The sequence below is a fragment of the Gorillibacterium timonense genome, assembly GCF_001457415.1.
Classification (GTDB): Bacteria; Bacillota; Bacilli; order Paenibacillales; family NBRC-103111; genus Gorillibacterium; species Gorillibacterium timonense.
In genome coordinates this window covers 952,415-978,819 of record NZ_LN881723.1, presented here as the reverse complement: position 1 = coordinate 978,819, position 26,405 = coordinate 952,415, and the positions used below count along the sequence as shown (strand labels likewise).

The following is a 26,405-nucleotide window of genomic DNA, read 5'->3' as shown; positions in this document are numbered from 1 at the left end:
ACTCCCGGTCCTCTTCCATTTACATCAGGACGGCGGTTTATTACACTGGAAGGAAGGCAGTTGCTTGTCGAATACCAACTTCAGGAGGAAACGTGAATGCATCAATCCGAGCCTATTCAGAAAGCCAGAGACTATGTACTAAATAAGATTAAAACAAAACCAACCGTGGGCTTGATTCTTGGGTCTGGACTGGGGGCGCTCGCAGACGAGATTGAGAACGCCACTGTCATTCCTTACGCCGAGATTCCGCATTTCGCTCAATCGGGAGCCGTTGGCCATGCCAACGAATTGGTGGTCGGTGAGTTGAAGGGCAAGACAGTCGTGGCCATGAAGGGACGCCTTCATTACTACGAAGGATTTACTTTGGATGAGGTGACCTTCCCGGTTCGGCTCATGAGAGCACTGGGCGTTGAGCAGCTGATCGTCACGAATGCCTGTGGAGCGGTGAATACAAGCTTCACTCCGGGAGAGCTCATGATTATAACTGACCATATCAACCTGGTGGGCACCAATCCGTTGATCGGGCCCAATAATGACGAACTCGGCACACGCTTTCCGGATCTGTCGAAGGTATACAACCCTCAGCTGCGTAAACTGGCCCTGCAAGTGGCGGATGAGCAGAACATTCGCTTGCAGCAAGGCGTCTATGCCTGGTGGAGCGGCCCGACTTATGAGACGCCGGCCGAAATTCGCATGATCCGCACGTTGGGAGCGGATGCCGTCGGCATGTCGACGGTTCCAGAGGCGATCGTAGCCGTCCATGGCGGCATGAAGGTGCTCGGCATTTCCTGCCTGACGAACATGGCCTGCGGCATTCTGGACCAGCCGTTAAATCATGAAGAAGTCATTGAGGTGGCGGCTAGAGTCAGAACAACCTTCCTTGAACTCGTGAAAGGGATTCTGCAAGCCCTGTAATGTAAGCGTGAAGAGCTTGATTCTCTCCTTCCAACCGTTCCCTCTGCCCAAAGGGTGGTGTCTCTCGCTATAATAGAGCCATCAATGGCGGGTCATAGCCGAACCGAGTTGCGATGATCATCCATCCGCTCCGCTCGGCGGCGACCCCCAAACCCAATGCACGGAGGCCCTTTTATGAACGAATCTTCCCTTCCCTCCCGATTAAGAGCCGGCACGGCTCATCTTACCCGGGAGGGAATTCTTTTTGCCGGAAGCTATTATTCTTGTCCGCTCGCCATACGCGAGGGATGGTTTCAACCGGAGCGGGAGCATGCCGATGAACGGATAGCCATTGCGTATGCAGAGGAAACGTATCCTCCGGAAGAGTTAGTACTCATCTCGATGAAAGCGGATGGTGACGAGCCGGCGGTTGCTCGAAGGATATGGCGAACGTCCATCGAGGATAGCGAGCGCCTCGCATACCAGAAACGATTTCGCACGATGAAAGTAACAAGGGAGCGATTATCTTCGGGAAGGAAGCGGTAGGACCCGCTCTCTAGTCAAGCATGGCCACATGAAGACTGGCTTTTGTTTGTCCGCCCCGGTATACTTTTCTTTATTGACTATTGTGTGTAAAGGAGAGTTACCTGTGCGTGAGTTGTCCGACAAGCTATTCCTGATCTCCTTGTTTCTTCTGATCCTGTCTTTTCTCATCGCCGGATTTGGACCCACTCAAGCGATCAAGGGGGATTCCGAAGACGAGGACGAAGAACCGAAAACCCGCCTTCAGAAAAAGATCGAAAAGCAGGACAAGCGGCTTGCTTCCATATGGAAATCCAAACTGATGTGGGTTTCGCTTGCCGGCATCCTGATCTCTGTTGTCATCAGCTATTTGTAGCTGCGCGATTTTGGCCTTTATCCCGGGAGCGTTGTCCCTTGCCAGCCTGCGGTTTGCGGAATAAACCGTAGTAGCGGGTATGAGAAAAGGGAGGTGGCGTCATGACCCGTCAGGAGTTCATCGCGACGATCGGGCCGATTGCGGTCCGGCTCAGGCTGGAAGGGTCGCCGGTCTTTGCGTCTCTGCGCGTCGCCCAATCGCTTATCGAAACCGGGGGGGGCATACCCTCCTGGAATAACGTCGTCGGCTTCAAGGTTGGGAGCGGGCAGCCGACTGCCTACTGGAAGGGCCGTTCGGTCAACACCCGTACCTGGGAGGTCGTGAATGGAACCCGGTATAACGTCACGGCCAATTGGCGCGCGTACGATTCGGTCGAGGCTTGCTTCCGGGACCAGGATCTGCTGTTCCGCTTAAGCCGCTACGAGCGTGTCCGCCAGGCGCACACCCCCGAGGAGCAAGCGGGCGCGCTTCTGCTCGGTGGCTATGCCACCGATCCCGATTACGCGAAGAAGCTGATTCAATTGATCGCGAGCTACAACCTGAAGCGCTTCGATAAGGAGGTGGAGGAGATGCTGGAGAGCTTAACCGCTCAAATTGCCGGGCTGCAGGAGGAGCTGAAAGCGACCCGTACGGAGCTTGCTACCGTTCGAGCCCAGCTTCAGGCTCTGCAAAACCTGGAGCAGCTGGCCCCTCCCGTGTGGGCGAAAGAAGCCATGGATGCGGCGGTCGCCGCCCGGTTGATCGATACCCCGAAGGGAAGTGTCGATTTCTACCGCGTGCTCACCGTGCTGCATCGGCTCAAGTTGTTCGGTTCGGGCAAGAGCGCAGGGTAGGAGAGGGCGGCATTCGCCATCTGCAGAAAAGAGAGTTTCTCCGGCCCGTTCGGTGGAAACGCTCTGTTCATGCTGTCGTCCGTTCGCTATGATAGAAGAAAAGCCGACTTCGACGCAGAAGGAGTGCCGTGAACCGCCTATGTCCGTATCCATTCTGGTTACCCTCAATTCGAACTATATCCGTCCTTTAAAGGTGATGCTCAAATCGCTTTTTGTCCAACATCCGGCCGCCACCTTTGACATTTACCTGCTGCATTCGAGCATTCTGCCTGAGGAGATAGCTGACCTGGAGCAATACACCTCGATGGAGGGGCACAGGCTCATTGCCGTGACCGTCGACGAGACTTATTTTTCCGACGCCCCCGTGGTGAAGCATTATTCCAAAGAAATGTATTACCGGATTCTCGCCTTCCGGTTTCTGCCGCCCGAGCTGGACAAAATCCTCTATCTCGATCCCGATCTCATGATCATCAACGATATTCTTCCGCTATATGAGACAGATCTGGAGGACTTTCTGTTTGCCGCCGCCTTCCATGACCGGATTCCCCTCACGGAGATCAACCGGCTTCGCCTGAAAACCCAGGAGCTGCCCGCCTACTACAATTCCGGCGTGCTCTTGATGAATCTGCGGCTGCAGCGGGAGACGGTGCGGGAGAAGGATATCTTCGACTATGTGCAGGATAACAAAAAATGGCTGATCCTGCCCGATCAGGATGTGCTCAACGCTCTCTATTCCACTTCGATCAAGAATATCGAGGAATTGCGCTACAATTACGACGCGCGGTTTTACCGCTACTACAAGCTGGCGAGCGGAGGCAAGGTGGACATGGATTATGTCGTGCGCAATACCTCGATCATCCATTTCTGCGGCAAGCGTAAGCCGTGGAACAAGCATTATTCCGGCAGCTTCCACTCCCTGTACAAGCATTACGAGAAGCTCGCGTTTCCCAGCTTGATGAGGTAATCGGACTCCCTCTCTCTTGAGGGGTTCTCACGCAAGGTCTGTATGGATGGAAAAGCCCTCACTTGGCTCATCAGCTCTGTTGGATGGGGAAAGGCGAGACAAATAAGGCTGCCGCGAAGGTCCAAGACCTTTGGAGGCAGCCTTCTTCTATGGAAGAGGTATGGTCAATAATGGCCTTACCGGACGGTCCGTCCGCTCACGAGCTTGCGCCCCGTGATCCAAGCCTTGGCTTTGTCACGATGTTCGTCTTTTACCTTCGTGGACAACGTCTTGATGGCTCCGGCGAGAATGGCGGCATCATCTGTCCAGCCCGCGACGATGAAGATGTCAGGAATGGCGTCGATCGGGAGGATGAAATACGCCAGTCCGCTGAAAGCGACTGCCTTAGCCCAAGTTGGCGTCTTCGGATCGATGGCGCAGTAATACAGAGCAAGCGCCTCCTGCAAAAAGGGAAGCTTCGCCGCATGCGTCTTCAGCTTGCTCCAGAAATGATCCCGGACATACTCCTCGTCGCTCTGCCCATCCTGGCGGATAAGCTGCACGTCTTGGCTTGCGGTTTCTTCGGCCTGTTCCGCCTCCTGCTTATCCCGGGAGAACCAGAATCGACCGTTCTTCTTCTGCACCATCTCACTCACTCCTCACGGGTTAAGATTTACCTGCTCAAGAGGGGGCTTCCGATTATCCCGCCGAGGCGGGGATCGGAACCAACAGGCCCTTGCCTTTCAATGGGCTTCCTCTTGTATATATACGGGAAAAGCATGGGCACAGTTTCGGCAAAAAGCGGTATGAGCACAGGCGTGCAAGGCCAGATCGGGCAATCCGTTCGAAGCGGACAACTCGTCGATGGGCCGATAAGGAGAATAGGGCCCGATCAGATCGTTATAGCGCCCATGATCCTCCGCGGCGAGACCGCAGACGGGACAACGGGCTGACAGCTTGCTCAGGCCGTTGCAGACCGGACAGATGCGATGCATGCGACAACCTCCCTCTTTTTCAGGCGATGTCCTCTACCTAAATTGTACCCATTTTTTTCGGCTTCCTCCCTTTTTGGATAAAAGAAAACCCCTGCCGCCGCTGCCGGGTTGGATGGCAAGGGAGGAGGGGCAAGGGAAATGGAAGCCTGCTTCCGTTTCGATTTATGATATAGCCTGCCGCTGGCTTCCGGCTTGGATGAGCGGACCGATGCAGCCATCTGAGCCTTTAGAGCTTCAAGTTGCTGCTGTGTCCGGGAGACAGCTTGGCGTTCGGGTCGATGTATACCTTGGCGTTGTTGACGGCCGTCGGGGCTTCGCCGAATCCGACGGCAATCAGCTTCAGCTTGCCGGGATACGTCGTGATGTCTCCCGCCGAGAAAATACCGGGAATGTTCGTTTCCATGCGCGAATCCACCACGACGCAGTGGTCTTCGATTTGGAATCCCCATTCGGAGATGGGACCGAGCGCCGACACAAACCCGAAATTGACGATCACGTCATCAACAGGCAGGACGGTCTCCTCGCCGGTTTTGATATGCTTCAAGGTTACGGTTTCGATGAACTCGCTGCCGCCAAGCTCGGTGATTTCGGTTGGGGTCACGACGTTCACCTTGGATTTCATCAGGTTATCCACGCTGTGTTCATGGGCGCGGAATTTATCGCGGCGGTGAATGAGCGTGACCTGCTCAGCAATGGGCTCGAGCATGAGCGCCCAGTCGACGGCCGAATCGCCGCCCCCGCTGATAAGCACTTTTCGGCCTGCGAAAGAGGCGAGGTCTTTGACGAAGTAGTGCAGATTCTTCTTCTCGAAGCGATCCGCTCCGGCAAGCTCCAGCTTTCGCGGTTCAAACGCGCCGATTCCAGCGGTCACGATAACGGCTTTGGCTCGATGCACCGTCTTATCTGTCGTGATTTCAAAGAGGCGCTCCTCGATCTTTTCAACCAGCAGCACCTTTTCCTCCAGACGGACGTCCACCGGGAAATGGTTCATCTGCTCGTGCAAGTTGTCGACCAGCTCTTGTCCGCGGACCTTCGGATAGCCGGCGACGTCGTAGATGTATTTTTCCGGATAGAGCGCAGCCAGCTGACCGCCGAGCTGAGGCATGCTTTCGATCAGCTTGACCGAGGCTTGGCGCATTCCGGCATAGAAGGCGGCAAACATGCCGATGGGGCCTCCGCCGATGACGGCAATATCAACGATTTCTTCTTGCGTAGTCACTTCTTCAGACACCTCCAGAAGACATAGCATGGGAACTCGAATCCATTATATCCAATCCTCGACGGGAAAAGAAATCAAACCGAAGAGAAGGGTGTAAAATTCCTCACAGATCGCCTAGAAAGAGTCGGATGGAGGTTTGCGTTGGGGTAGACAATCAGGGTATGATGGAGTGGGGAAAAGTCTTGCTATTTTGCCCTCAAAGGGATATCATTTTTAGGATTGAAAAGGGGAACGCAGCACAGGCCGATAGAATCTCAGATGGAGTCGAGCAACCACAAGGCCAGTGTCTTATAAAGAGAGAAGCATTCTTATAACATGTGACGGAAAGGATTAGGAGAGATGAGCCGTATACCCCGCATTGTGATTCTCGGAGCCGGATACGGAGGTGTGGTTACCGCCATTCGGCTTCAGAAGCATCTGAACTATAACGAAGCCGATGTGACTCTTGTTAACAAGCACGAATATCATTACATTACCACTCACCTTCATATGCCGGCGGCCGGTACGGACAAACCGGAGAACGCCCGCATTGACATTTCCAAGCTCATTGACGAATTCAAGATCGATTTCGTAAAATCTACCGTGGCTCAGATCCGTCCGCAGGACAAGAAAGTCATTCTGGAAGACAGCACGCTGTCTTACGATTACCTGGTCATCGCCCTCGGCGGCGAGCCGGAGACGTTCGGAATTCCCGGGCTTAAGGAGCACGCCCTCAGCATTCGCAGCTTGAACAGTGTCCGCTACATCCGAGAGCATATCGAATTTCAATTCGCGAAGTTCAAGCAGGAGCCGCAGCGCAAAGATTATTTGACCTTCGTCGTCGGAGGCGCGGGTTTTACCGGCATTGAGTTCCTCGGCGAGCTTGCTGACCGTCTGCCGAAGCTGTGCCGTGAATTCGACGTCGATCCAGCGCTTGTGCAGATCATCAATGTGGAAGCGGCGCCGAGTGCTCTGCCTGGCTTCGACCAGGAGCTCGTCGACTATGCGACGACGGCATTGAAGGCGAAGGGCGTTGTGTTCCGCCTCGCTACCGCCATCAAGGAATGTACCGAGGACGGCGTCATTCTGGCGAACGGAGAAATCATCAAGGCGGGAACCGTCGTTTGGACGGGCGGGGTACGCGGTAACCGGCTGCTCGAGGATGCCGGATTTGAGACCATGCGCGGACGTGCGGTCGTCGATTCGTATCTGCGGACGAAGGAATACGATCATGTGTATGTGCTCGGCGATTGTTCGATCGTCTTGAACGAGCAGGGCAAGCCTTATCCTCCGACCGCTCAGATCTCGATCCAGCAAGCGGAGGTTTGCGCCCATAACCTGATTGCCACCATTCGCAATTCCTCGCTGAAGGAGTTCTCTTTCCACAACCGCGGGACGGTTGCTTCGCTCGGCAAGGGCGATGCGGTCGGAATCGTCGGAACCCATAAGATCAAGGGCTATAAAGCGGCGATGATGAAAAAGGCCATCGATGTGAGATACCTCTACATCATCGGGGGCATCCCGCTCGTCATCCGCAAAGGCCTCTAGCGAGATTCGACGACGGAGTAGGGAGGACCGTATGCGACACTGCAGCGTTCAAGTCCGGGGGCTGCTGACCCGGGACGAATTGGATCGGTATAACGCCTTGCTTGAGGTGGGAGCCTATTTGGAAGCCCAAAGCCGGTATGACCTGTCCTACATCTTGCAAAAGGAAGTCGATCTCCTGATCCAGCCAGCCATTGAGCGGCTGAAGGAGAAGGGTCGCCAGCGCGACCGGGCTGACGAGGAGTACTTGGCCAGCTTGAAAGCGAACACCGCTCTGCCGGACGATGATCTTGAATAGCTCGAATAGATGAACGAAAGACGCGCCGACTTTAGGCTAATTCCCATGGTGGGAAAGCCTAAAGTCGGCGCGTCTTATTTAATTCGTGGTTTAATTTATGCTCCGCTTAGGGGCGAGTCAGTACGGTGCTTCCCCGTTGAGCTCGGCTCAGTTCTTAAAGCTGTGAATCGGGGCGGGAATGCGTCCGCCGCGGTTGATGAAGCTCTCGCAGCCGAAGGAATTGACGCTCATCACCGGCGCGTAGCCGAGCAGCCCGCCGAATTCGACCATCTCGCCGACTTCCTTGCCGATCACCGGAATGATGCGGACCGCCGTTGTCTTCTGGTTGATCATGCCGATCGCCGCTTCGTCCGCAATGATACCGGAGATCGTTTCCTTCGACGTGCTGCCGGGTATGGCGATCATGTCGAGGCCGACGGAACAGACGCAGGTCATGGCCTCCAGCTTCTCCAGCGTGAGCGCGCCCTTTTGCACCGCTTCGATCATCCCGTGGTCTTCGCTGACTGGGATGAAGGCGCCGCTCAAGCCGCCGACGTAGGAGGACGCCATGACGCCGCCCTTCTTCACGTTGTCGTTCAGAATGGCGAGCGCCGCTGTCGTGCCCGGAGCGCCGGCCTGCTCCAGCCCCATCACCTGGAAGATTTCGGCGATGGAATCGCCGATCTCCGGCGTGGGGGCGAGGGACAAATCGATGATGCCGAAGGGCACGCCGAGCCGCTTCGAGGCTTCCTGCGCGACCAATTGGCCGACGCGGGTAATCTTGAAGGCGGTGCGCTTGATCGTCTCGCAGAGGGTCTCGAAGTCTTGGCCCTTCGCTTCTTCGAGCGCCCGCTTCACGACGCCGGGGCCGCTGACGCCGACATTGATGACGCATTCGCGTTCGCCGACGCCGTGGAAGGCTCCGGCCATGAAGGGGTTGTCCTCCACGGCGTTGCAGAAGACGACCAGCTTGGCGCAGCCGATGGAATCCCGATCGGCGGTGAGCTCAGCCGTCTGCTTGATGATGTCGCCCATCAGCTTGACGGCATCCATGTTGATGCCGCTGCGCGAGGAGCCGACGTTGACGGAGGCGCATACCCGGTCCGTCACGCGGAGCGCTTCCGGGATGCTGTCGATGAGAATGCGGTCGCCCTTCGTGCAGCCCTTCTGTACGAGCGCGGAGAAGCCGCCAATAAAGTTGACGCCGACCTGCTTGGCCGCGCGGTCCAGCGCTTCCGCGACGGGGACATAGCTGTCCGTGTTCAGGCTGCCGGCGGCGATGGAGATCGGAGTGACTGAGATGCGCTTGTTGACGATCGGGACGCCGAATTGCTTCTCCAGATCTTCGCCCGTCTTGACGAGATGCTCGGCGGAACGGGTGATTTTGTCGTAGATGTTGGTACAGAACACCTTGAGGTCCGAATGTGCGCAGTCCATCAGGCTGATGCCCATGGTGATGGTGCGGACGTCCAGGTTCATCTCGCGGATCATTTTATTTGTTTCCTGCACTTCCACTAATGAAATCAATGCGGACAAGCCCCCTTCTTGGCAAAATAGTATCGATGCGGTGACTGGCAGTATTCGCACGGCGGCAGGCGCCGAGTTCTGCCCGGCAGAAGCCGAGAGATCGCATGGCGCCTGATCCGGATTCCGCCCGGCAGAAGCCGAAAGATTGCACGGCGGCAGAGCCGGATTCCGCGGTCTGCGAGCGGAATTCCGATCGCTGTTGTTTTCCGGAACCGGATGAGAGAGAACCTGTCAATGTGGGTTCCGGAAAACAAAGGCGAACGCTGACGCTTCTCCACCCCGCTCCGACCGCTCCATCCTTAGCCGCCCAGCAGAATCTGCACCATCGCACGGCGGCTGATCCGGATTCCGCGGTCTGCGAGCGGGATTCCGATCGCTAATGCATGGCGGCTGATCCGGATTCCGTGGTCTACGAGCCAGATTCCACAATTAGATGCGATGCATGATGTTGAAGATGTCTTCATGCTGCAGCTTGATCTCCACGCCGATTCCTTGACCCACTTCCTGCAGCTCCTCGACAAGCGTTTCCAAGCTTTTCGGTGCCTTCGAGATGTCGACGATCATCATCATATTGAAATAATCCTGGACGATCGTCTGCGAGATATCGAGAATGTTCACCTGCTCCGCTGCCAGATACGTACACACCTTGGCAATGATGCCCACTTTATCTTTTCCGAGTACCGTTATGATCCCTTTCAACCGAGAACAGCCTCCCTTGTCGAATGCGGTCGCACTTGTCCACCGAGGCGCGGGCATCCATATTTCAACCATTATGGCAAAACCGGAGAAAAGCTTCAACCAATGTTTTTTTGTCACCTTGATGGGCGATCCGGAAATCCAGTCAAACAGCGGAAATTCTGCAAAAAAGACGCAGGCAGCCCCCTCGCAAGAGAGAACCGTCTGCGTCCGTGATGACTGTCCGGTGTGGACAGGACCTTATCCAACTCAGGAAAGCTTGGGCTTCTTCCAACGCATCTTGGTGGCGCTAATCGCATCATGATGCGCATCCTGCCTAATCTTGTTATCGGTGTGTGCGATGCTGACGTGTCACAGTAGCCTGAACACGCTTTGCTTCCTATTTAACCCCTAGCCAGTCGCCAAGGCGCGCGGCAGTCAGCTTGTTGCCGACATAGAAGCCGCCGAAATCGCCGTAGCGGGCGCTCACTTCGTCGAAGCGCATCTCATAGATCAGCTTCTTGAACTGGAGCGGATCTTCCGAAAATAGCGTGACGCCCCATTCCCAATCGTCCAGACCGACGGAGCCGGTGATGATCTGCTTCACCTTGCCTGCGTAATTCCGGCCGATCATGCCGTGGCTGCGCATCATCGTGCGGCGTTCCTCCATGCTGAGCATGTACCAGTTGTCTGCGCCTTGCCGCCGCTTGTTCATCGGATAGAAGCAGATGTGCTCGGCCTTCGGTAGAACCGGCTTGAGCCGCGCCTGAATCTCCGGATCTTCCAGCGGATCGACGCCGGGCTTCGCCATATAGCTGGACAACTCGACGATGGATACGTACGAGTAGGTTGGAATTGTAAACTCCGCTATCAACGAGCGGTTGAAGGCAAGCTCCACCTTTTCCAGATCCTGCAGAGTCTCGCGCAGATGCATGATGACAAAATCGGCCTTCTGGCCGACGATGCTGTAGAGAACGGTGCTGCCGCGACGCGACGATTCCGTGAGCGCCCATTCGTCGAGCAGGTTTTTCCATTCGGTGAGCGCTTGCTTTCGTTTATCGGCGGGAGCCGCTTTGAAGGCCGACCAGTCGATGCGGCGGAAATCATGAAGGGCGTACCAGCCCTCTAGCGTTTGAACGGCTTCATTCAGCGGATAACACTCCTAACCAGTAACGGATAACGTACTCCCTCGATTGTAGCGCACTTGCAGGAAGGAGGGCAAACCGGGGGGAGGCTGTATACCCGCATTATCACTCCTCACCCCAATTCCTGCTGCATGTACGAGGATAATAGGAAATCTTTTTTTGTCAGCAGGTGACCCAAGCTTGTCGATTTGTGTGGTAGAATGAGAGATACGATATTCGGGAAGGATGGGGTTTTGCTGTTATGCGCATGACCAATATGCTGCATTTTACCGAGAATCACCGGTTCTGCGTGTTTCGGGATTTTTCCCTGAGCAGCCTGGATTATAAAATGTTGACCAAAATGTATCAGCCGATGGTCGGGGCGTTCGCGATTGGGGTTTATTCGACGTTGTATCAGCAACTGGAGGGCGACCGCGTCGGCTTCTCCTCTCTGGAGCAGCAGCGGACCTTGTTCCTGTCGCTCGACCTGGAGCCGGGTGAACGCGGCCGCAAAATCTTCATCGAGCAGACCTCCAAGCTGGAGGCAGTCGGCCTCCTGCAGACCGTTCGCCGTTTTCTGCCGGAGAGTGACGATTACGTGTTCGAGTATCAGCTCTATGAACCGTTGTCTCCCGCTGAATTTTTCCGCAATCAGCATCTGACGTACCTGCTCCGCGACAAGGTGGGCAAATACACGCTTCTCTTCCTGAAGGACGAGCTGGTGGCGAGCGAACCCGAGGGCTTTACGGACGCAAACGGGGAAAACCTGTCGGTCCCCTTCTACGAGCTGTTCCGCCTGAATACTCAGGTATTCGATTACGAGCTCGAGCAGGGCTTTGCCGAGGCGGCCACGACCCGGGATTCGAAGATCAAGCTCGATGTCGTCTCCAAAGGCTTCGCATACACCGATATCATTCAGCGCTTCCCCCGCGAATCGCGCAATCGCGAATTCGTTGAAGCGCTCAAATACCGCCAGGATCAACTGGTCGAGATCAATATGATCGCCAAGAAATACGATCTTACGCTTCAAGAGACATGCCGGCTCCTGGACGAGGATTCGGTATTCGACGAGGACGGGTCGCTTCGGCGGGATGTCCTGCAATATAAAGCGAATCTTTATTTCCGCCAAGGCAAAAAGCGCGAGGAGGACCTGGAGCGCAATCTGAACAAGGTTGTTCCGCTCAGGCCCTCCGAGGAAGAGAGCGCAGAAGAGAAAGTGGTAGAGATGGCGTTCTACCTGGAGGTTCCGGCGATCTTCCAAGGGCAGTGCGACCAGCACCAGTACAACATGATCATGCGCAACGATCCGTATACGAAGGTGCTGAAGCGCTTCTTCTCGCAGGGGAGCGTTCCGGATGGCGTACTCGACGTGTTCGAGAAGATCGACCTGAACTACAAGCTGCCGGAGGAAGTCATCAATGTACTGATCCATTATGTCCATGTCAGTCGCCGCTCCTGGGCGAAGTCGTCGATTGAAGCGGTGGCGTCCGATATGCTGGGCAAGCAGGTGCTCACCTATGAGCAAGCCGTGGAATACACCCGGGATCGGGCGAAGCTGAAGGAGCGCACGGAGGCCGGAAACAGCAAGCCGGGCGGGAGCGCAGGAGGCCGCCAGACGGGCGGGCGCGGAAGAGGGAAGCAGAAGCCTGCTCTGCCGACGGTAAAAGGCTCCAACCCCGCCACCAAGCTGTCTCCCGAGGAATTCGCCGAGATGGTGAAATGGGCGGAGAAGCTGGACGGCAATCCGTAAACCGGAGCTGCCGGCGGGGGTGAATGCACAAATGGAACGGACTCCGCAGAGTGCGGATAGAGATAAGCGGGGATAATCAAGCCCTCAAGCGGGCAAAGAAAGGAGGAATCGCTCATGGAATCGTTGTCGCAAGCGCTGAAGGGCATGATCAAGCCGGAATACCGTCGGATGGCGGAGGAGAAGAGCAGAGAGCTCTTAGCCGATCCGCTTCTGATCAAGTGGCGCTCGCGGTTTCCGTTTGTCACGGATGAAGACCTGAAGCCGCATCTCAATGCGGTATATCAGTTCCTGAAGGAATACAAGACCTGCACGACGGCTTGTCCGGGACTCGCTAACTGCCCCAATGATCTGCAGGGTCACTACACGACACTCGTAGCCGAGCGCGATGGGGGGGAAGCGAAAATCTACGATCAGCGCACCCCGTGCAAGCGATTCAAGGCTTTTGAGGCGCAGAATGCGATCCGGCGCCGCATCCGCAGCTTTTACGTGGATGACCGGGCCTTGAATGAAGGCTACTCCCATTCGGAGATTCTCAAAATCGATCCCGCACGGGCGGCGGATGCCGTTCAGGTCATCGAATATGTGCAGCGGACGAAAGAGAAGGGGCTTCAGCCGTTCGGCCTCTATCTGGAGGGCGATCACGGCGTCGGCAAAACCTTCCTCATGTGCTACCTGCTCTACGAGCTTGCCAAGTCGGAGCTGGATGGGGTAATCGTGTACATGCCCGATTTTGCCGAGGACTTGAAATCGATGTTCGAGGAGCCGCAGAAGCTGAAGGAGACCATCGATCTGCTGAAGGAGACGGATCTGCTCGTCTTCGACGACATCGGTGCGGAGAACCTCAACCCGTGGTTGCGCGACCATGTGCTTGGCTCCATCCTCAATTACCGGATGAATCGCAAGCCGACCTTCTTCACCTCCAACCACGACCTGGACACGCTGGAGCGCCACTTCAGCTTTACGAACCGCGACGGAGAGGACGAATCGCGCGGACGGAGATTGATGGAGCGCATCCGTCCTTTCGTACAGGTGGTCACCTTAAGCGGCAGCAACAAGCGCGGCATTGCGCGTTCGCAGGAATGAAGAGATGAATAAAAGAGGCTCATCGTAGAAGGTAGTATCCGAAGCTGCTCCTCGCAAGAGTTAAGCACGGATTTTCACTAGGAGTCATAACAAAGCTTCCTCAAATCCGGACAATACCCGGCTGAGGAAGCTTTGTTTGGTTGCATCATAACCAAGAATCGGTTCCGTTACGCTTGTTCTCCCTGATCGCGCAGCTCGCGGATCTGCTGCAGATGATGAAGAAGATTCAGGTAGCTGTCCGCCTTGTTCTGAACACTCCGCATCAGCACCTCGAACTGATCGCTGTTCTGATTCGAGCGAACGGTCAATTCCTCCATTTTGGCATGAATGCCGGCGATTTCGTCCAGGTTTCGGTTCTGGGAATCCCGAACGTGTCCGAGCAGCAGGTTGGCTTCCTTCTGCGAATGGAGGATCGCATCCATCCATTTGGCCGACCCGCCGACCAAATGGTTCGCTCCTTCCACCATCGTCAGTCCGGAGGTCGAGGATTGCTCCAGTCGCGCGATCGCTCCCGTCATCTTGCCAAGCGAGCCGATGATGTCTGCTGCGTTGTGCTTCGTCATATCGGCCAGCTTCTTGATTTCCTCGGCGACGACGGCGAAGCCCTTGCCATGCTCTCCAGCGCGAGCCGCTTCGATGGAAGCGTTCAGGGAAAGCATTTGGGTCTGTTTGGCAACCCCCGAGATGATGGAGGCGAATCCGTCGATCTGCTGGTAATGGTCGACCAATTCTTTAAACACGTCCATGAACGCATGAAACATGCCCGATACTTCGTTGATCTGAGCTGCAATGATTTCGTTCTCGCGCTTGGCCTGGCTGGCCTTGACCGTCGTTTCTTCAAAGCTGTCGATCACCTGACTGATGTAGGCGGTCGTCTGGTTGCTGCTCTGGGAAAGAATTTCGAGATGGCCTTGAACCTCATGGATTTGCTGCCCGGTTTCCTCTCGGCCCTTCAAAAGGCTGTCGACTCTCCCAGTCATGACCCCTTCTTCGTCCAGCAGCCGGCTCGTTTCCAATTCAATCTGCTCGCTTAACGCATAGAGAAGCTTGGTCGTTGCTGCCGAGCTTCCCTCGGCTGTGTTCGAAGCCTCCGATTCTCTCGGTAAGAGATTCGAGAACCGCTTTCCGTTTTGTTCCGAATTCTTGTTCTTTACGCCGAACATGCCGCTTCCTCTCCTTCCACCACCAGCATCACCATGGTCTGATTCGCGTGCCGTCTGTAATATTGCTCTCCGTAGCTGACGAAACCGGTCGTATTCGGGCAATAAGCGAGCAGCTTGGAATCCGTTAGCGGCCAGAGACCTTCTTGTTGGAACTTGAGGCTCCGCAGAATGCAATGGACCGCAAAAACAAAGGACGGCTTGGCCGGCGCCTGCGTCAGCGTTTCGGTTAGCGTTTCAATGGAATCCAGAGGCTTCAGAAGATGGACGAAGGTGTTGGCCATGAGCTCGCAATAGAAGGTAATGGAGCGGTCTTGATTCACTTTCATCGGGGATGCGATGAAGATATCGTCATGGTATTCCTTCCCGAGCGGATGATGGATAAAAGAGTCGGCCAAACGGGCTTCCTCCACTCCGAGCACTCGCGCGTATTCGGCGGCAGCTGGCTTATTGTTGAAGGTGTACACGCGGCGTCCCAGCGCATCCGCCTTCGTTACCAGCAGGGTCGTTCCCGTCGGGGTGTAGATGTTTTCCTTGATCAGATGGGTCTTAGCGGTGGGGGAGAACAGCAGGGCCACATTTTTGACTCGTCTTCCGCTTAGGTAGATGCAGGTTTCTTGAAATTCCAGGTTGTCTCCGGCGCTTCCGCCGATGATCTTGAAGTCGGGATGCAGGGGGAAAAAGGTGCTGAGAACACTTTCCTCGGTTCCGCCTAGCCCATCGCAGAGCAGCAGCATGAACGCATTCGGGTTGGCTTCAACCTTCGAATAAGCCTTTTCCAGAGCTTCCAAGCTGCGAATGGGTGGAATGCCGATCTCCACGATCTCCGCTAACCGGGTAGGATAGGAAAAACCGGACACGACGCCATTCTCATAGCCTCGCGTCGAATATTCACCGGCGGTCGAACAGAGAACGGTCCGGGGAAGCTTCGCCTCCGCCAGCTCCTTCACATGACGGACGGAAGCGAATAGCACATACGAGGTCTCCGGGTCCGCCTGATGGGTGACATGCGCCGCCGCCTCTTCGGCGTTATTGAATCGGATGGCCTTCATTCTTAAACTCCTCTCGCATCTCCTTTATTCACATCTGAATAATAGTAGCTATACATTACCATAATTCGACAAACTTCGTATACCGAATTTTGTGAAGAAATTCACCGATTTCGAGTCGGAAAAGCCGTTCTGAAGCGAAGGGGCTGTTGCCTCTCTCAGACCCAGCGCATGAGCAAAAATCCTTTTTGCTTTGTGATAAGCGAAAGGGGGTTGCATCGATGTGGTAAAATGAAAAGATGAACGTCTTGGAGAATGGATGAAGCACATCCGCCATACGAGCAAGGGATCACATGAAGCAGCAGCACAAGCGTCACTATTGCGCTTGCGAGACTACCTCGCCCGAGCGGCAGAAACCAAACGAACGGTTAAACGGATGTTAAAGAAGCTTCCAATTCGTCTCCGGCGGGACATTGGAAGCTTCTTCGTATTCGGAAATTCGGTTGGATCCCAAGAATCGAATTGTCGATCGGATCGGCCCTTCCCGGAACGTAACGGTCATCATGCAAGCAATACCCACGGTTTTGGAATGCAACTGACGGATTTCATCGGAAACTCGGTATTCCATACACGGAGGTCAGACAGGAGAGAAAACAAAAAATGGAAATTTGGAAACGAAATCTGTTGGTGCTATGGATCGGCTGTTTCATCACGTCTGCAAGCTTTTCCATGGTCATTCCCTTCTTACCGCTGTTTCTGCTGCAGATCGGGCAGACGGAACATGTGGAGATGTGGTCTGGGCTTTTGTACAGCGCGGCCTTTCTTGCGGGGGCCATTTCGGCTCCCTTCTGGGGTTCGGTTGCGGATAAATACGGGCGCAAGCCGATGGTCGTGCGCGCGGGTTTTGTGCTATTCGTGATCTATGGGCTGATGGCCTTTGTGGTTCATCCTTGGCAGATCCTTGTTCTGCGCATTTTGCAGGGGCTGCTGTCCGGATTCATTCCTGGCTCCATCGCCTTGGTCGGTACGAACACGCCGGAGGACAAGGTCGGCTACGCCTTGTCGATGATTTCGACGTCAACGGCTACCGGAAGCATCATGGGCCCTTTGTTGGGTGGCGTTATTGCCCGGGTAATGAGCAACCGGGTCGCCTTCGGGAGCGCAGGCGTCATGATCTTCTTCGCGACGCTGCTGGTCATGTTCCTGGTTAACGAGGAAAAGTTCGTTCCAGCGAAAACGCGCAGCTCCATCGTAGCTTCCATGAAGGATGCGATGCTTAATCGGCCGCTGCGAAATGTCCTCGTGCTCACCCTGCTTACCTCACTGTCCGTCATGACCATCGAACCGGTGCTGACGCTGTACATTGTCCAGCTTGGCGGTTCGGTGAAGGATGCTTCTCTTCTGGCGGGCATCGTCTTTTCCTTGTCCGGGGTGGCGGCGATTCTGTTTGCCTCGCGCTGGGGCAAGTGGGCCGATCGGGTCGGTTTTCGCAAGGTGCTCCTGATCGGGTTGTTCTTTGGCGGGCTCTGGACACTGGCGCAGATTCCCATGAACACGATAATGGGCTTCTCCGTCATACGGTTTATCTACGGGATATTCTTCTGTGCGGTGTTCCCCGCCTTGAACGGACTCGTGGTTCATTCGACGACTGAAGATTTCCGCGGGCGAGCCTTCGGCTTGAACCAGACCGCGAATCAGGCGGGCAGCATGCTGGGGCCTATGGTCGGTGGCGCGGTGAGCGGTGTGGCAGGTATTCACAGCGTGTTCTGGGCGACGGGACTGCTTCTGCTGGTGACGGCAGCCGTCGCCTATTGGCTGCGCCTGGAGCCGCATAAGGCCCAGCAGCCCAGTGAATAGCAACACGGTGAGGGCGCTATCTTCCAAATGCTATTCACTGCTTAACGCGCCGCTTCCTCAATCTGGGCTTTGATCGAGCGAAGAACATCCTCCGAACTGCTCAGCACCTTCGAATGCTTGCCGGGGACGTGAAGGGCATGAGCATAGAGCAGCGTTTTTTCGTTCCAGTCGTAATAGGCATACGTCAGGTCGAATTGGTCGGTTCCCTTCAGAGGCGGACGGGGAGAATCCTTCGCCAGAGATATAGCGAAGAAAAGATTAAACTGATGATAGGGCAAACCATTCATAATAAATGGCACAAATGTGGAGGTGAGTGCATAGCTTCCATCACCTACATCAGCCTGGATATAAGGCGGGACTCGATCACTCCTTTTCCAAATGCTGAACACACGCTCGTCAAGCCCGATCAAGCCGAAGTGCTGCTCGTCTGCCGTAAGGAGAATTCGGATATCCGGCTTTCTTTCCATTTCAAGGGGAAGGCGCTCCTCCCCTAGAATATCTGTCATTGAGAAGCCCAAGCGGGAAAGCTGCTGCGGAATGGAGTAGTACCGTTTATAGAGAAAGACCGAAAGAACAAGAGCAGCGAGAATAAGGGCGAGAATATACCTTTTTTTCATGGAATCCTCCGTGGGTAAAATGCTTCAAGGATACTGGGGGAATCTGGGTTAATTTGTATAATATCATAAAGACAGCCAACGAGAATATGAGTTTCATCCGAAAAGGGAGGTCGATGGGGGGGGCAAAGAGAAGTCGAGCATAGCCGGGTTCTCACTCTGCTTTACTTGTCGCACGGAAATGGGTAAGATAGAAAAGAAGTGTCACTTACAAAAGAAAAGGAGGATCAACCATGGCAATCGTCAATGTCTCGGACCAAACCTTCGGCGGTGAAGTGGAAGGCAAAGGAACCGTACTGGTGGATTTCTGGGCACCTTGGTGCGGCCCTTGCAAAATGATCGCGCCTGTCCTTGAAGAGCTGGACCAAGAGTTTGGAGATAGCGTCAAAATCGCGAAGGTGAACGTGGATGATAACCCCGAATCCGCTTCCCGTTTCGGAGTAATGAGCATTCCTACCTTGATCGTGTTCAAGGATGGCCAACCGGTCGACAAGATCGTCGGCTTCCAATCCAAAGACGCGCTGAAAAACGTCGTTTCCCGCCATCAATAAGGACTTGCGAGGAGATACGGCTCCGCTGTTGAAGATAAGGGATAACCTTGCCTTCAACAGCGGAACTTTTCTCGTCACGATGTTCGATGGACGAACGGCATAGCAAGGCGCACAAAAGCAGGCGGAGGATACCGGCGGCGCTGCCGGACGATTCCCCTGCTCTTTTTTAACCCAACGAGGTGAACATATGATCGCATCCGTACCGGAAAACATTCGCCACAAGCTCGCCCTGCTGCCGGACCAGCCCGGCTGCTACCTGATGAAGAATCAGGATGGCAAGATTATCTACGTGGGCAAGGCCAAGGTGCTGAAGAACCGGGTTCGCTCTTATTTTACCGGGAGCCATGACGGCAAGACGCAGCGGCTCGTGAGTGAAATCCGGGACTTTGAATATATCGTCACCGCAAGCAACATGGAGGCGCTCATTCTCGAATGCAACCTGATCAAGAAGCATTCGCCGCGCTACAACGTGCTGCTGAAGGATGACAAAACCTATCCGTATATCAAGATAACGAGTGAAGAGCACCCCCGCCTCGAGGTCACCCGCAAGGTGGCCAAGGACAAGGCGAAATATTACGGTCCTTATCCCAATGCTTATGCCGCGCACGAAACCAAGAAGCTGCTCGATCGGCTCTATCCCCTGCGCAAATGCCGCACCATGCCGCCGAAGGTGTGCCTGTATTATCACATCGGGCAATGCCTCGCTCCTTGTGAGTATGAGGTGTCTCCCGACACGTACACCGACATGCTGACAGATATTCAGCGATTCCTTGGCGGCGGACATCGAGAGATCCGTAAGGAGATCGAGAAGAAAATGTTGGAGGCGGCGGAAAATCTGGAGTTCGAGCGGGCTCGCGAGTTCCGCGATCAGATCGCCAGCATCGATGCCGTCATCGAGCAGCAGAAGATCACGACATCGGACCGGGTGGACCGGGACGTCTTCGGCTACGCCGTGGATAAAGGCTGGATGTGCGTGCAGGTGCTGTACATGCGCCAAGGCAAGATGATCGAGCGCCACGCCTCGGTCTTTCCGTACTACGGTGAGGAATACGACGATTTCTTGTCGTTCGTCACCCAGTATTACAGCAGCAACCCGGCGATTCCGCGCGAGGTTCTGCTTCCGGCCGCACCCGGCTCGCAAATGCCGGAGGAGGAAACAGAGACTGCAGCAGCGAATGGGGCCGTTGACGGAACGACGGCGACGAAAGCGGAGGCAGAGACGCATGATGCCGGAGCTGCCGTGGAAGGAGCGGTTGAAGGCGGGGAGACTTCAGCGGCAGAAGCCGATGCGTCTGAAGTAGCCAGCCGGACGGATCGTTCCGATCGGGACGGTATCGAGCTGGATCTGGATGCCGACGACGATTCCGAAGAAGCCGATGAGGATGACGACGAGACGTCCGAGGATGAAGACGCCTCTCAAGCTGGCGAAGATGTGGAAGGCGCGGTGCGCAGCACCGGAGACCTGAAGGAAACACTCGAAGCCTGGCTTGGCGTGAAGCTCCACATTCCCCGGCGCGGCCGCAAAAAGAACATGGTCAGCATGGCCGTCAAGAACGCGCGGGTTTCACTCGACGAGAAGTTCCGCCTGATCGAGCGGGACGAATCCCGTACCGTCAAGGCGGTGGAGAACCTTGGCGAGTATCTCGGAACGGGGACGATCCACCGCATTGAAGCGTTCGACAACTCGAACATTGGGGGCAGCGACCCGGTGTCCGCGATGGTCGTCTTCACCGACGGCAAGCCGGATAAGAAGGAATACCGCAAGTACAAGGTCAAGACCGTACAGGGGCCGGACGATTACGAAACCATGCGGGAGGTCGTCCGGCGGCGCTACGAGCGCGTGCTGAAGGAGGGGCTGCCATTTCCCGATCTCATCGTGATCGACGGTGGCCGCGGGCATATCTCCGCAGCGGTGGATGTGCTGGAGAATGAGCTCGGGCTGTTCCTGCCCGTCTGCGGGCTCGTGAAGGACGCGAAGCACAAGACGGCTGAGCTGATGGCGGGCGACCCGCCGCAGGTCGTGCCCCTGCCGCGCGACAGCCAGGAGTTCTATCTGCTGCAGCGGATTCAAGATGAGGTGCACCGCTTCGCGATCACCTTCCATCGCGAAATTCGCGGCAAGTCGATGGTCGCCTCGCAGCTCGATTCCATTCCCGGAATCGGCGAGAAGCGGCGCAAGCAGTTGCTTAAGCATTTCGGCTCTCTCAAAAAAATCCGAGAGGCCGCAGTCGATGACTTTCGGCCTCTCGGAATCGGTGACAAGCTGGCGGGTACCATCCTTCGGTCGCTCCGTCAGGAGCAAGAGCTTACGGATTCTGTACCGGACCCGGATTCGGATATGGATATAGATTTGGATTTGGAAGCGGCTGAGCTGGCGGATCAACTGGAGTCTTCCGGAAGGTCCGGTGAAGGAACAGAATAATCGCGGCGACGAGAAATGGAGTCGCCATGTAGAAGATGCCGAGCAGAGTGGCGCCGATCGTTTTCTCGTCCACCATGTACGACAGGCTCATGAGAATGATGTCCATCGAGACATGGGTGAAGATCGCGGTGTAGAGACCGTAGCGCAGGAACACGAAGCCGAAGATGAGTCCGAGCGCCGCGACTTCAAACAGGCGGGTATAGTTGGGATAGAACGCGTACGCCGCATGGCCCGCCGCCCAGATCAGAGCGGGAAGCAGTACAGAGAGAAAGCGGATGATGTTCTGGCTGACGCGGCTGCGGCCTTCGGGCAGCATCTTGCGGAACAGCGAGATGCCGAAGAGGCGGAACACGATTTCCTCGCCGATTCCGGCATACCAGGCCAAGGTGGGAAACAGCCAAGGCCAGTAGAGATTCTCCATCGATTGAGACGGATCGTTCACGGAGAAGGTATCAAAGACATTGTACGCGAACAGGAACAGCACCTGTTGGACGCCCATGACGAAGATGCAGAGGAGATAACCTCTACCCATGCTCGCATAGACATGGTTGCCGAAGTTCGCATCCTTCCAGCGTGGCCAAGGATTCCAGCCTCTTTCCCGCCAGAGCACATCTCCGGAGACAGCATTGAAATACAAGGATACCGCCAGCAGGACATAGATGATCATGCTGGTGATGAATAGGAAATTGGAGCTGCTCATGATTCCGAGCTGGCTGGGTTCGACGCTCGCCAACTGAGCCGGCAGGCTGTTATAGGTATAAATACCGATCGCCGACAAGAAGACGAGGCTGAACAGAATGCCGCGGCTGAACCGGGATTGCTTGCGCTTGAGGATGATGAGAATAAGACCGACGATCCCGAAGATGAGAGCGCCTGCTATGTAGAGGATACTGTAGAGTCCAGCTCCGGTATCCTGCTTATTCATCCAGCTGATGAAGTCGGCCGGGGGCTCAAGAGAAGGCAGGATTTCCGTGAGTCCTTTGTCATTGCTGCTGATGTCGATAACGAGCTTGGCTTCGCCAATATGCTGGCTCTTGCTGGTAAACCGGAACATAGGGGCTGTGTCTATCGAATACCCTTTACCCGAGGGCGGGGGTCCGATTTCAAAGTCAGCGCGTGAATACCCGAACATGCTGACCGCTTCGTCCGCGTCATTAATTTTGATCGAGACGGCATTGTCGGAACGCGGCTTTGGGGTTTGGAACCCGTACACCTTGGCTTCGTCCAAGCCCACCCGCACGTAGATCCGGCTTTCATTATCAGCCTTTAAAGCGACCCGCCAGTAATCGAGCGGAACCACGGCTTCGAGCGTTTTCTCATACTCTTTGGTGAGATCGTTTTTTTCCAAATAGCCCTGAACCTGTTTGTCCGTGATGTAGACGGTTCCCTCGATTTCGGCGGTAGTACCGGTTTCGTTCCGGAACCAGTCCAAGGCCGTGCTCTCGGCCATTTCCTTGGTAACGGGAGGCACGGAAGAGAGCGTGTCGGGGTTGGTCTCCCCGCGGATTCCGTACCAGGCAACGACCGATAAATAAAGGGCGACGCCGATCAGCGCCATAATCAGGAGATTGCGGTTAAAGCGAATTGAGAACAATACGGTTCCTCCTTCAATCATCGTACAGCCTGAATTCCTTCCCATTTATTATAACCGCAGGTAATCCGTGGAGTCCATGTTCCCTTCAGAGACAGCAACCGAGAAGCCGACGTCTTCCCAAACCGTTGAGGCAAAGTTGGAGCATGGCTTCGCGTTTCACCCCGTTTGAAGACACCTTTTTGGGGGAAAAAGGATGAAAACAAGGGCCTTCGTCAAAAATAACGCCCGAGGATCGGCGTGATCTCCCTAGACATTCCAAAATGCCTTAAACCAAGATCAATCGCCTGAAAATGGAGGAAATCCAGCTTTGTCATGCAGCCTTAGAGGAAGCTATAATCGAAAGCATTGATTGAATTTCATCGTTCAAGCTCATCTATCGAGTTCATAGATTGATCAGGTATGCACCGCAGGCATTGGGAGCTCCCGTGCCTTTTTTTTGCGGATATGGAAGGGTCGCCGTGAACGCGGAATAATGGAAGGAGCAGGTGGTAGAGCTTTGAGCATTGGAAGCAGAAGAGAGCGGGTATCGGCCCGCTTGTTCATTCGTCTGACACCCCCGCAAATTCTCGTCATCGGCTTTGCTTTGATCATTCTGCTCGGAGCGGGTCTGTTGATGCTGCCTTCCTCCTCCGCTTCAGGCGAGCCGACCCGGTTCGTCGACGCTCTTTTTACATCAACATCGGCAACTTGCGTGACCGGGCTCGTCGTCGTGGATACGGGCATTCACTGGAGCCTGCAGGGGAAGGTCATCATCCTGCTGCTCATGCAAATCGGCGGACTCGGGTTCATGACGATGGCCACGCTGATCATGCTGGTTTTCCGTCGGCGGATTTCGCTAAGAGAGCGGCTTATTTTGCAGGAGGCCCTCAATCAAAGCAGCATGGAAGGAATCGTGCGGCTGATCCGCAAGGTGCTGCTGTATGCCTTGATCGTGGAAGGAACCGGGGCGCTGCTGCTCGCGTTGCGCTTCGCCTATGACATGCCTCTAGGGGATGCCCTGTTTTTCGGCCTGTTTCATGGGGTATCTATGTTTAACAACGCGGGCTTCGATCTGTTCGGACCTCTCACGGGTCCCTTCACCAGCTTAACCTCTTATGCGCAGGACCCGCTCGTGAATATCGTCGTTATGCTGCTGATCGTCATCGGCGGCATCGGCTTTATCGTCATATCGGATGTGCACGACTACCGTTTTAAGAAGAAGCTGTCCTTGCACAGCAAGGTTGTGCTGGCTTCTACGGGTCTTCTGATCGGCATCGGCGCATTGGTCTTCTACGTGTTCGAATATACCAATCCTCATACGCTCGGTCCGCTCAGTCCCGGTGGGAAGGTGCTCGCATCCTTCTTCGCTTCGGTTACCCCGCGAACGGCGGGAGCGAACACCATCGACATCACCGGGATGAGGCAGGCCTCGCAATTTTTCACGATCATCCTGATGTTCATCGGAGCCTCTCCCGGCTCAACCGGCGGCGGGATCAAGACGACGACCTTCTCCATTCTGATCGGAGCGATGATCGCCATGCTGCGAGGCAAGGGGGACATCGTTTACTTCCGGAACCGGCTGGCCAAGGATCGGATCAACAAAGCGATCACGTTGACGCTGTTCGCTCTCATCCTGGTCATTCTGGTGTCCATGGTGCTCTCGACGACGGAGGATGTCGATTTCCTGCGAATCCTGTTTGAGGTGACGTCCGGTTTCGGAACCGTAGGCTTAACCATGGGTCTGACCCCGCAACTGACCCTCGTGGGGAGAATCCTGATCATTTTCATGATGTTCCTCGGGCGCCTCGGCCCGCTGACGCTCGCCTATGCGCTTCAGCCCAAACCCGAAAAGGAATTATACCGGTACCCGGAAGGCAAAATCACGATCGGGTAACTTCAATAGAGGAATTGAGAGGAAGAGTCGTATGCGCAAAAATCAGTTCGCGGTCATCGGGCTTGGGAGGTTCGGAGCGAGTCTGGCTCGGGAGCTCTATCAGCTCGGGTATGAGGTGCTCGGCATCGACCGGGATGAGGAGCGGGTGAGCGAGATGAGCCCCTATCTGACCCATGCGGTCGTCGCTGAATCCATCGATGAAGAAGCGATGAGATCGCTTGGCCTGCGCAATTTCGATTGCGGTGTCGTTGCCATCGGCAGCGATGTTCAGGCGAGCATCATGACCGCCATTCTGCTGAAGGACCTTGGCGTGAAAACCGTCGTCGCCAAAGCGGTATCCAAGATTCACGGAAAGGTGCTGCATAAGATCGGAGTCGACCGGGTCGTCTTCCCGGAGCGCGACATGGGCATCCGCGTTGCCCATCAGCTCGGAACGCCGAACCTGCTCGATTACATCGAGCTGTCTTCGGAGTACACGATTGCGGAGCTGAGAGCGACCGTGCGAATTGCGGGCCAAACATTGCGGCAGATCAATCCCCGCGCTCGCTTTGGCTGCAGCGTCGTGGCGCTCTTCAACAAATCGGGGAAGGTGAGCATCGCCCCGAGCGCAGACGACATCGTCGATGCGGACGATGTCATGGTCGTGATCGGCACGAACGATCAGATCGAGCGCTTTGAGGAAGCGATAGGCAGCTGAGTCATCATGCGCATGCTGAAAGCAACTGGTTAACTTCAATCCACAACGAAAACGAAAAGCCGGATAACACAATCGTTTTTCGATACAGCTAAAGGGAGAGCCTAAGCCCTCCCTTTAAAAATATTACTTTTTGACTGCTGTCATTAGCATGAGTGTTAGATAATTTTCCGCGTCCGCATCATGGAGTTCATCGTCGGCTGTTGCGCGCCAAATTGATTTTCCGTCAAGTATTTCTTCTGCATAGGTTACATCAACCAAACCCGACTTTTGCCACAGATCCTTCCACCACCCGGCGCTATGCCATGCATACATATTCGTTTCCCACAGAGGTTTCATGGATTCTGGCAATCCCTTTTCAAACTCGCGGGTTAAGCCGGGATTCACAAGGCCAAACTGACCGCCCTGCTTAACCAATCTTGCATAATGATCGCACAGATAGCATTTGTCGGTACCAAAATAGTGATAGGAATCAATGCTGATTGCGGAATCAAAAAAGCCGTCCGCATAGGGCAATTTGTGGGCTTCTGCTTGAATAGGGAAAACCCTATCATCAACGCCTGCTTTCACAAAACGTTGATAATTATCACTTGCGCTAACATGATGGAAAAGCAATTAGAGGATCATTCAGTTACAATTAAAATAGACTTCCAATAAGCACTTTCAACATGGGTGAGACAGTTAATCCATCCTATGAGTATTGATATTAGCAATAGCAACAAGGGTTTGACCCACCTTAAGACAGGATAATTTTAGTCCTGTCTTATTTTGGCTCTACACCAAAGGTAGTGCTTGAGGTTTGGAGCCGCCCGTGCTAAAGGCAATAGCGTGCATGGTTGCATTCAACCAAAAGACCTTGAACATACCGTGCTAGGTTGCGAGTGAATGAATGTCTATGCTGAAAAGCTT

General features: G+C 55.0%; 26 protein-coding genes. 15 read left to right on the top strand and 11 right to left on the bottom strand.

Annotated features, from left to right (window positions below; genetic code table 11):
- Window positions 1-96 precede the first annotated feature (96 nt).
- From BN2684_RS12010 to BN2684_RS11990, 5 genes are all read left to right on the top strand, one after another.
- Window positions 97-915: a purine-nucleoside phosphorylase gene (locus tag BN2684_RS12010; protein WP_058302374.1), complete on the top strand. Its 819-nt coding sequence runs from the start codon at window positions 97-99 to the stop codon at window positions 913-915.
- A 174-nt stretch (window positions 916-1,089) separates the two neighbouring features.
- Window positions 1,090-1,440: a hypothetical protein gene (locus BN2684_RS12005; protein ID WP_058302373.1), complete on the top strand. Its 351-nt coding sequence runs from the start codon at window positions 1,090-1,092 to the stop codon at window positions 1,438-1,440.
- A gap of 103 nt (window positions 1,441-1,543) precedes the next feature.
- A complete protein-coding gene (locus BN2684_RS12000; protein ID WP_058302372.1) occupies window positions 1,544-1,792 on the top strand; it encodes a hypothetical protein in 249 nt (82 codons plus the stop codon).
- A 101-nt stretch (window positions 1,793-1,893) separates the two neighbouring features.
- A complete protein-coding gene (locus BN2684_RS11995) occupies window positions 1,894-2,625 on the top strand; it encodes a glucosaminidase domain-containing protein (RefSeq protein WP_058302371.1) in 732 nt (243 codons plus the stop codon).
- A gap of 139 nt (window positions 2,626-2,764) precedes the next feature.
- Entirely contained in the window at window positions 2,765-3,589 is an 825-nt protein-coding gene (locus BN2684_RS11990) for a glycosyltransferase family 8 protein (protein ID WP_058302370.1), read from the top strand.
- A 176-nt stretch (window positions 3,590-3,765) separates the two neighbouring features.
- Here BN2684_RS11990 and BN2684_RS11985 read toward each other — a convergent pair whose 3' ends face one another.
- The 3 genes from BN2684_RS11985 to BN2684_RS11975 all read right to left on the bottom strand — a co-directional run bounded on the left by BN2684_RS11985 (window position 3,766) and on the right by BN2684_RS11975 (window position 5,812).
- Window positions 3,766-4,215, bottom strand: coding sequence for a YkvA family protein (locus tag BN2684_RS11985; protein ID WP_082651905.1), 450 nt, complete (start codon window positions 4,213-4,215; stop codon window positions 3,766-3,768).
- Between the two features lie 96 nt (window positions 4,216-4,311).
- Window positions 4,312-4,563, bottom strand: coding sequence for a hypothetical protein (locus BN2684_RS11980; protein WP_058302369.1), 252 nt, complete (start codon window positions 4,561-4,563; stop codon window positions 4,312-4,314).
- A 226-nt stretch (window positions 4,564-4,789) separates the two neighbouring features.
- A complete protein-coding gene (locus BN2684_RS11975) occupies window positions 4,790-5,812 on the bottom strand; it encodes an NAD(P)/FAD-dependent oxidoreductase (protein WP_058302368.1) in 1,023 nt (340 codons plus the stop codon).
- Between the two features lie 309 nt (window positions 5,813-6,121).
- On the opposite strand from BN2684_RS11975, the gene BN2684_RS11965 reads away from it, so the two are divergent.
- Window positions 6,122-7,309: an NAD(P)/FAD-dependent oxidoreductase gene (locus tag BN2684_RS11965; RefSeq protein WP_058302366.1), complete on the top strand. Its 1,188-nt coding sequence runs from the start codon at window positions 6,122-6,124 to the stop codon at window positions 7,307-7,309.
- A gap of 31 nt (window positions 7,310-7,340) precedes the next feature.
- On the top strand, window positions 7,341-7,604 hold the full coding sequence (locus BN2684_RS11960) for a hypothetical protein (RefSeq protein ID WP_058302365.1): 264 nt from the start codon (window positions 7,341-7,343) through the stop codon (window positions 7,602-7,604).
- Window positions 7,605-7,751: 147 nt separating this feature from the next.
- Here BN2684_RS11960 and BN2684_RS11955 read toward each other — a convergent pair whose 3' ends face one another.
- A complete protein-coding gene (locus tag BN2684_RS11955) occupies window positions 7,752-9,110 on the bottom strand; it encodes a PFL family protein (RefSeq protein WP_058302364.1) in 1,359 nt (452 codons plus the stop codon).
- Window positions 9,111-9,214: 104 nt separating this feature from the next.
- On the opposite strand from BN2684_RS11955, the gene BN2684_RS11950 reads away from it, so the two are divergent.
- The gene (locus tag BN2684_RS11950) at window positions 9,215-9,490 is read left to right on the top strand and encodes a hypothetical protein (RefSeq protein WP_058302363.1); all 276 of its coding nucleotides are present in this window, start codon (window positions 9,215-9,217) and stop codon (window positions 9,488-9,490) included.
- A 49-nt stretch (window positions 9,491-9,539) separates the two neighbouring features.
- On the opposite strand, the gene BN2684_RS11945 is transcribed toward BN2684_RS11950, so the two are convergent.
- Window positions 9,540-9,809: an ACT domain-containing protein gene (locus BN2684_RS11945; protein ID WP_058302362.1), complete on the bottom strand. Its 270-nt coding sequence runs from the start codon at window positions 9,807-9,809 to the stop codon at window positions 9,540-9,542.
- A 376-nt stretch (window positions 9,810-10,185) separates the two neighbouring features.
- Entirely contained in the window at window positions 10,186-10,935 is a 750-nt protein-coding gene (gene hemQ / locus BN2684_RS11940) for a hydrogen peroxide-dependent heme synthase (protein WP_058302361.1), read from the bottom strand.
- A gap of 236 nt (window positions 10,936-11,171) precedes the next feature.
- Here hemQ and BN2684_RS11935 point away from each other — a divergent pair, with 236 nt between their 5' ends.
- Both BN2684_RS11935 and zapE read left to right on the top strand, forming a co-directional pair.
- Window positions 11,172-12,659: a replication initiation and membrane attachment family protein gene (locus tag BN2684_RS11935; protein WP_058302360.1), complete on the top strand. Its 1,488-nt coding sequence runs from the start codon at window positions 11,172-11,174 to the stop codon at window positions 12,657-12,659.
- A 114-nt stretch (window positions 12,660-12,773) separates the two neighbouring features.
- Complete coding sequence (gene zapE, locus BN2684_RS11930) at window positions 12,774-13,742, top strand: AFG1/ZapE family ATPase (RefSeq protein WP_058302359.1); 969 nt, start codon at window positions 12,774-12,776, stop codon at window positions 13,740-13,742.
- Between the two features lie 167 nt (window positions 13,743-13,909).
- Here zapE and BN2684_RS11925 read toward each other — a convergent pair whose 3' ends face one another.
- Together BN2684_RS11925 and BN2684_RS11920 are read right to left on the bottom strand one after the other, a co-directional pair.
- Complete coding sequence (locus BN2684_RS11925; RefSeq protein WP_058302358.1) at window positions 13,910-14,905, bottom strand: methyl-accepting chemotaxis protein; 996 nt, start codon at window positions 14,903-14,905, stop codon at window positions 13,910-13,912.
- Window positions 14,893-15,954: an FIST signal transduction protein gene (locus BN2684_RS11920; protein WP_058302357.1), complete on the bottom strand. Its 1,062-nt coding sequence runs from the start codon at window positions 15,952-15,954 to the stop codon at window positions 14,893-14,895. The genes BN2684_RS11925 and BN2684_RS11920 overlap by 13 nt, the downstream gene beginning before the upstream one ends.
- A gap of 597 nt (window positions 15,955-16,551) precedes the next feature.
- Here BN2684_RS11920 and BN2684_RS11915 point away from each other — a divergent pair.
- The gene (locus tag BN2684_RS11915) at window positions 16,552-17,748 is read left to right on the top strand and encodes an MFS transporter (RefSeq protein ID WP_058302356.1); all 1,197 of its coding nucleotides are present in this window, start codon (window positions 16,552-16,554) and stop codon (window positions 17,746-17,748) included.
- Between the two features lie 41 nt (window positions 17,749-17,789).
- Here BN2684_RS11915 and BN2684_RS11910 read toward each other — a convergent pair whose 3' ends face one another.
- Window positions 17,790-18,365 carry a hypothetical protein gene (locus tag BN2684_RS11910; protein WP_058302355.1) on the bottom strand — a complete coding sequence of 192 codons (576 nt, stop codon included), beginning with the start codon at window positions 18,363-18,365 and terminating at the stop codon, window positions 17,790-17,792.
- Window positions 18,366-18,595: 230 nt separating this feature from the next.
- On the opposite strand from BN2684_RS11910, the gene trxA reads away from it, so the two are divergent.
- Window positions 18,596-18,913, top strand: a complete 318-nt coding sequence (gene trxA, locus BN2684_RS11905; RefSeq protein ID WP_058302354.1) for a thioredoxin — start codon at window positions 18,596-18,598, stop codon at window positions 18,911-18,913.
- 187 nt (window positions 18,914-19,100) lie between these two features.
- Window positions 19,101-21,335, top strand: coding sequence for an excinuclease ABC subunit UvrC (gene uvrC, locus BN2684_RS11900; protein WP_082651904.1), 2,235 nt, complete (start codon window positions 19,101-19,103; stop codon window positions 21,333-21,335).
- Here uvrC and BN2684_RS11895 read toward each other — a convergent pair.
- Window positions 21,220-22,929, bottom strand: coding sequence for a CPBP family intramembrane glutamic endopeptidase (locus tag BN2684_RS11895; protein ID WP_058302353.1), 1,710 nt, complete (start codon window positions 22,927-22,929; stop codon window positions 21,220-21,222). The two genes, uvrC and BN2684_RS11895, sit on opposite strands and share 116 nt — an antisense overlap.
- A gap of 496 nt (window positions 22,930-23,425) precedes the next feature.
- Between BN2684_RS11895 and BN2684_RS11890 the strand changes: the two genes are divergently transcribed.
- Both BN2684_RS11890 and BN2684_RS11885 read left to right on the top strand, forming a co-directional pair.
- Window positions 23,426-24,802 (top strand): TrkH family potassium uptake protein, encoded by a 1,377-nt coding sequence (locus tag BN2684_RS11890; RefSeq protein WP_234340222.1) that lies wholly within the window; start codon window positions 23,426-23,428, stop codon window positions 24,800-24,802.
- A 31-nt stretch (window positions 24,803-24,833) separates the two neighbouring features.
- Window positions 24,834-25,499 (top strand): potassium channel family protein, encoded by a 666-nt coding sequence (locus BN2684_RS11885; RefSeq protein ID WP_058302352.1) that lies wholly within the window; start codon window positions 24,834-24,836, stop codon window positions 25,497-25,499.
- A gap of 123 nt (window positions 25,500-25,622) precedes the next feature.
- Here the strand turns inward: BN2684_RS11885 and BN2684_RS11880 are convergent, their stop codons facing one another.
- Window positions 25,623-26,111, bottom strand: a complete 489-nt coding sequence (locus BN2684_RS11880) for an SAM-dependent methyltransferase (protein WP_058302351.1) — start codon at window positions 26,109-26,111, stop codon at window positions 25,623-25,625.
- Window positions 26,112-26,405 lie beyond the last annotated feature (294 nt).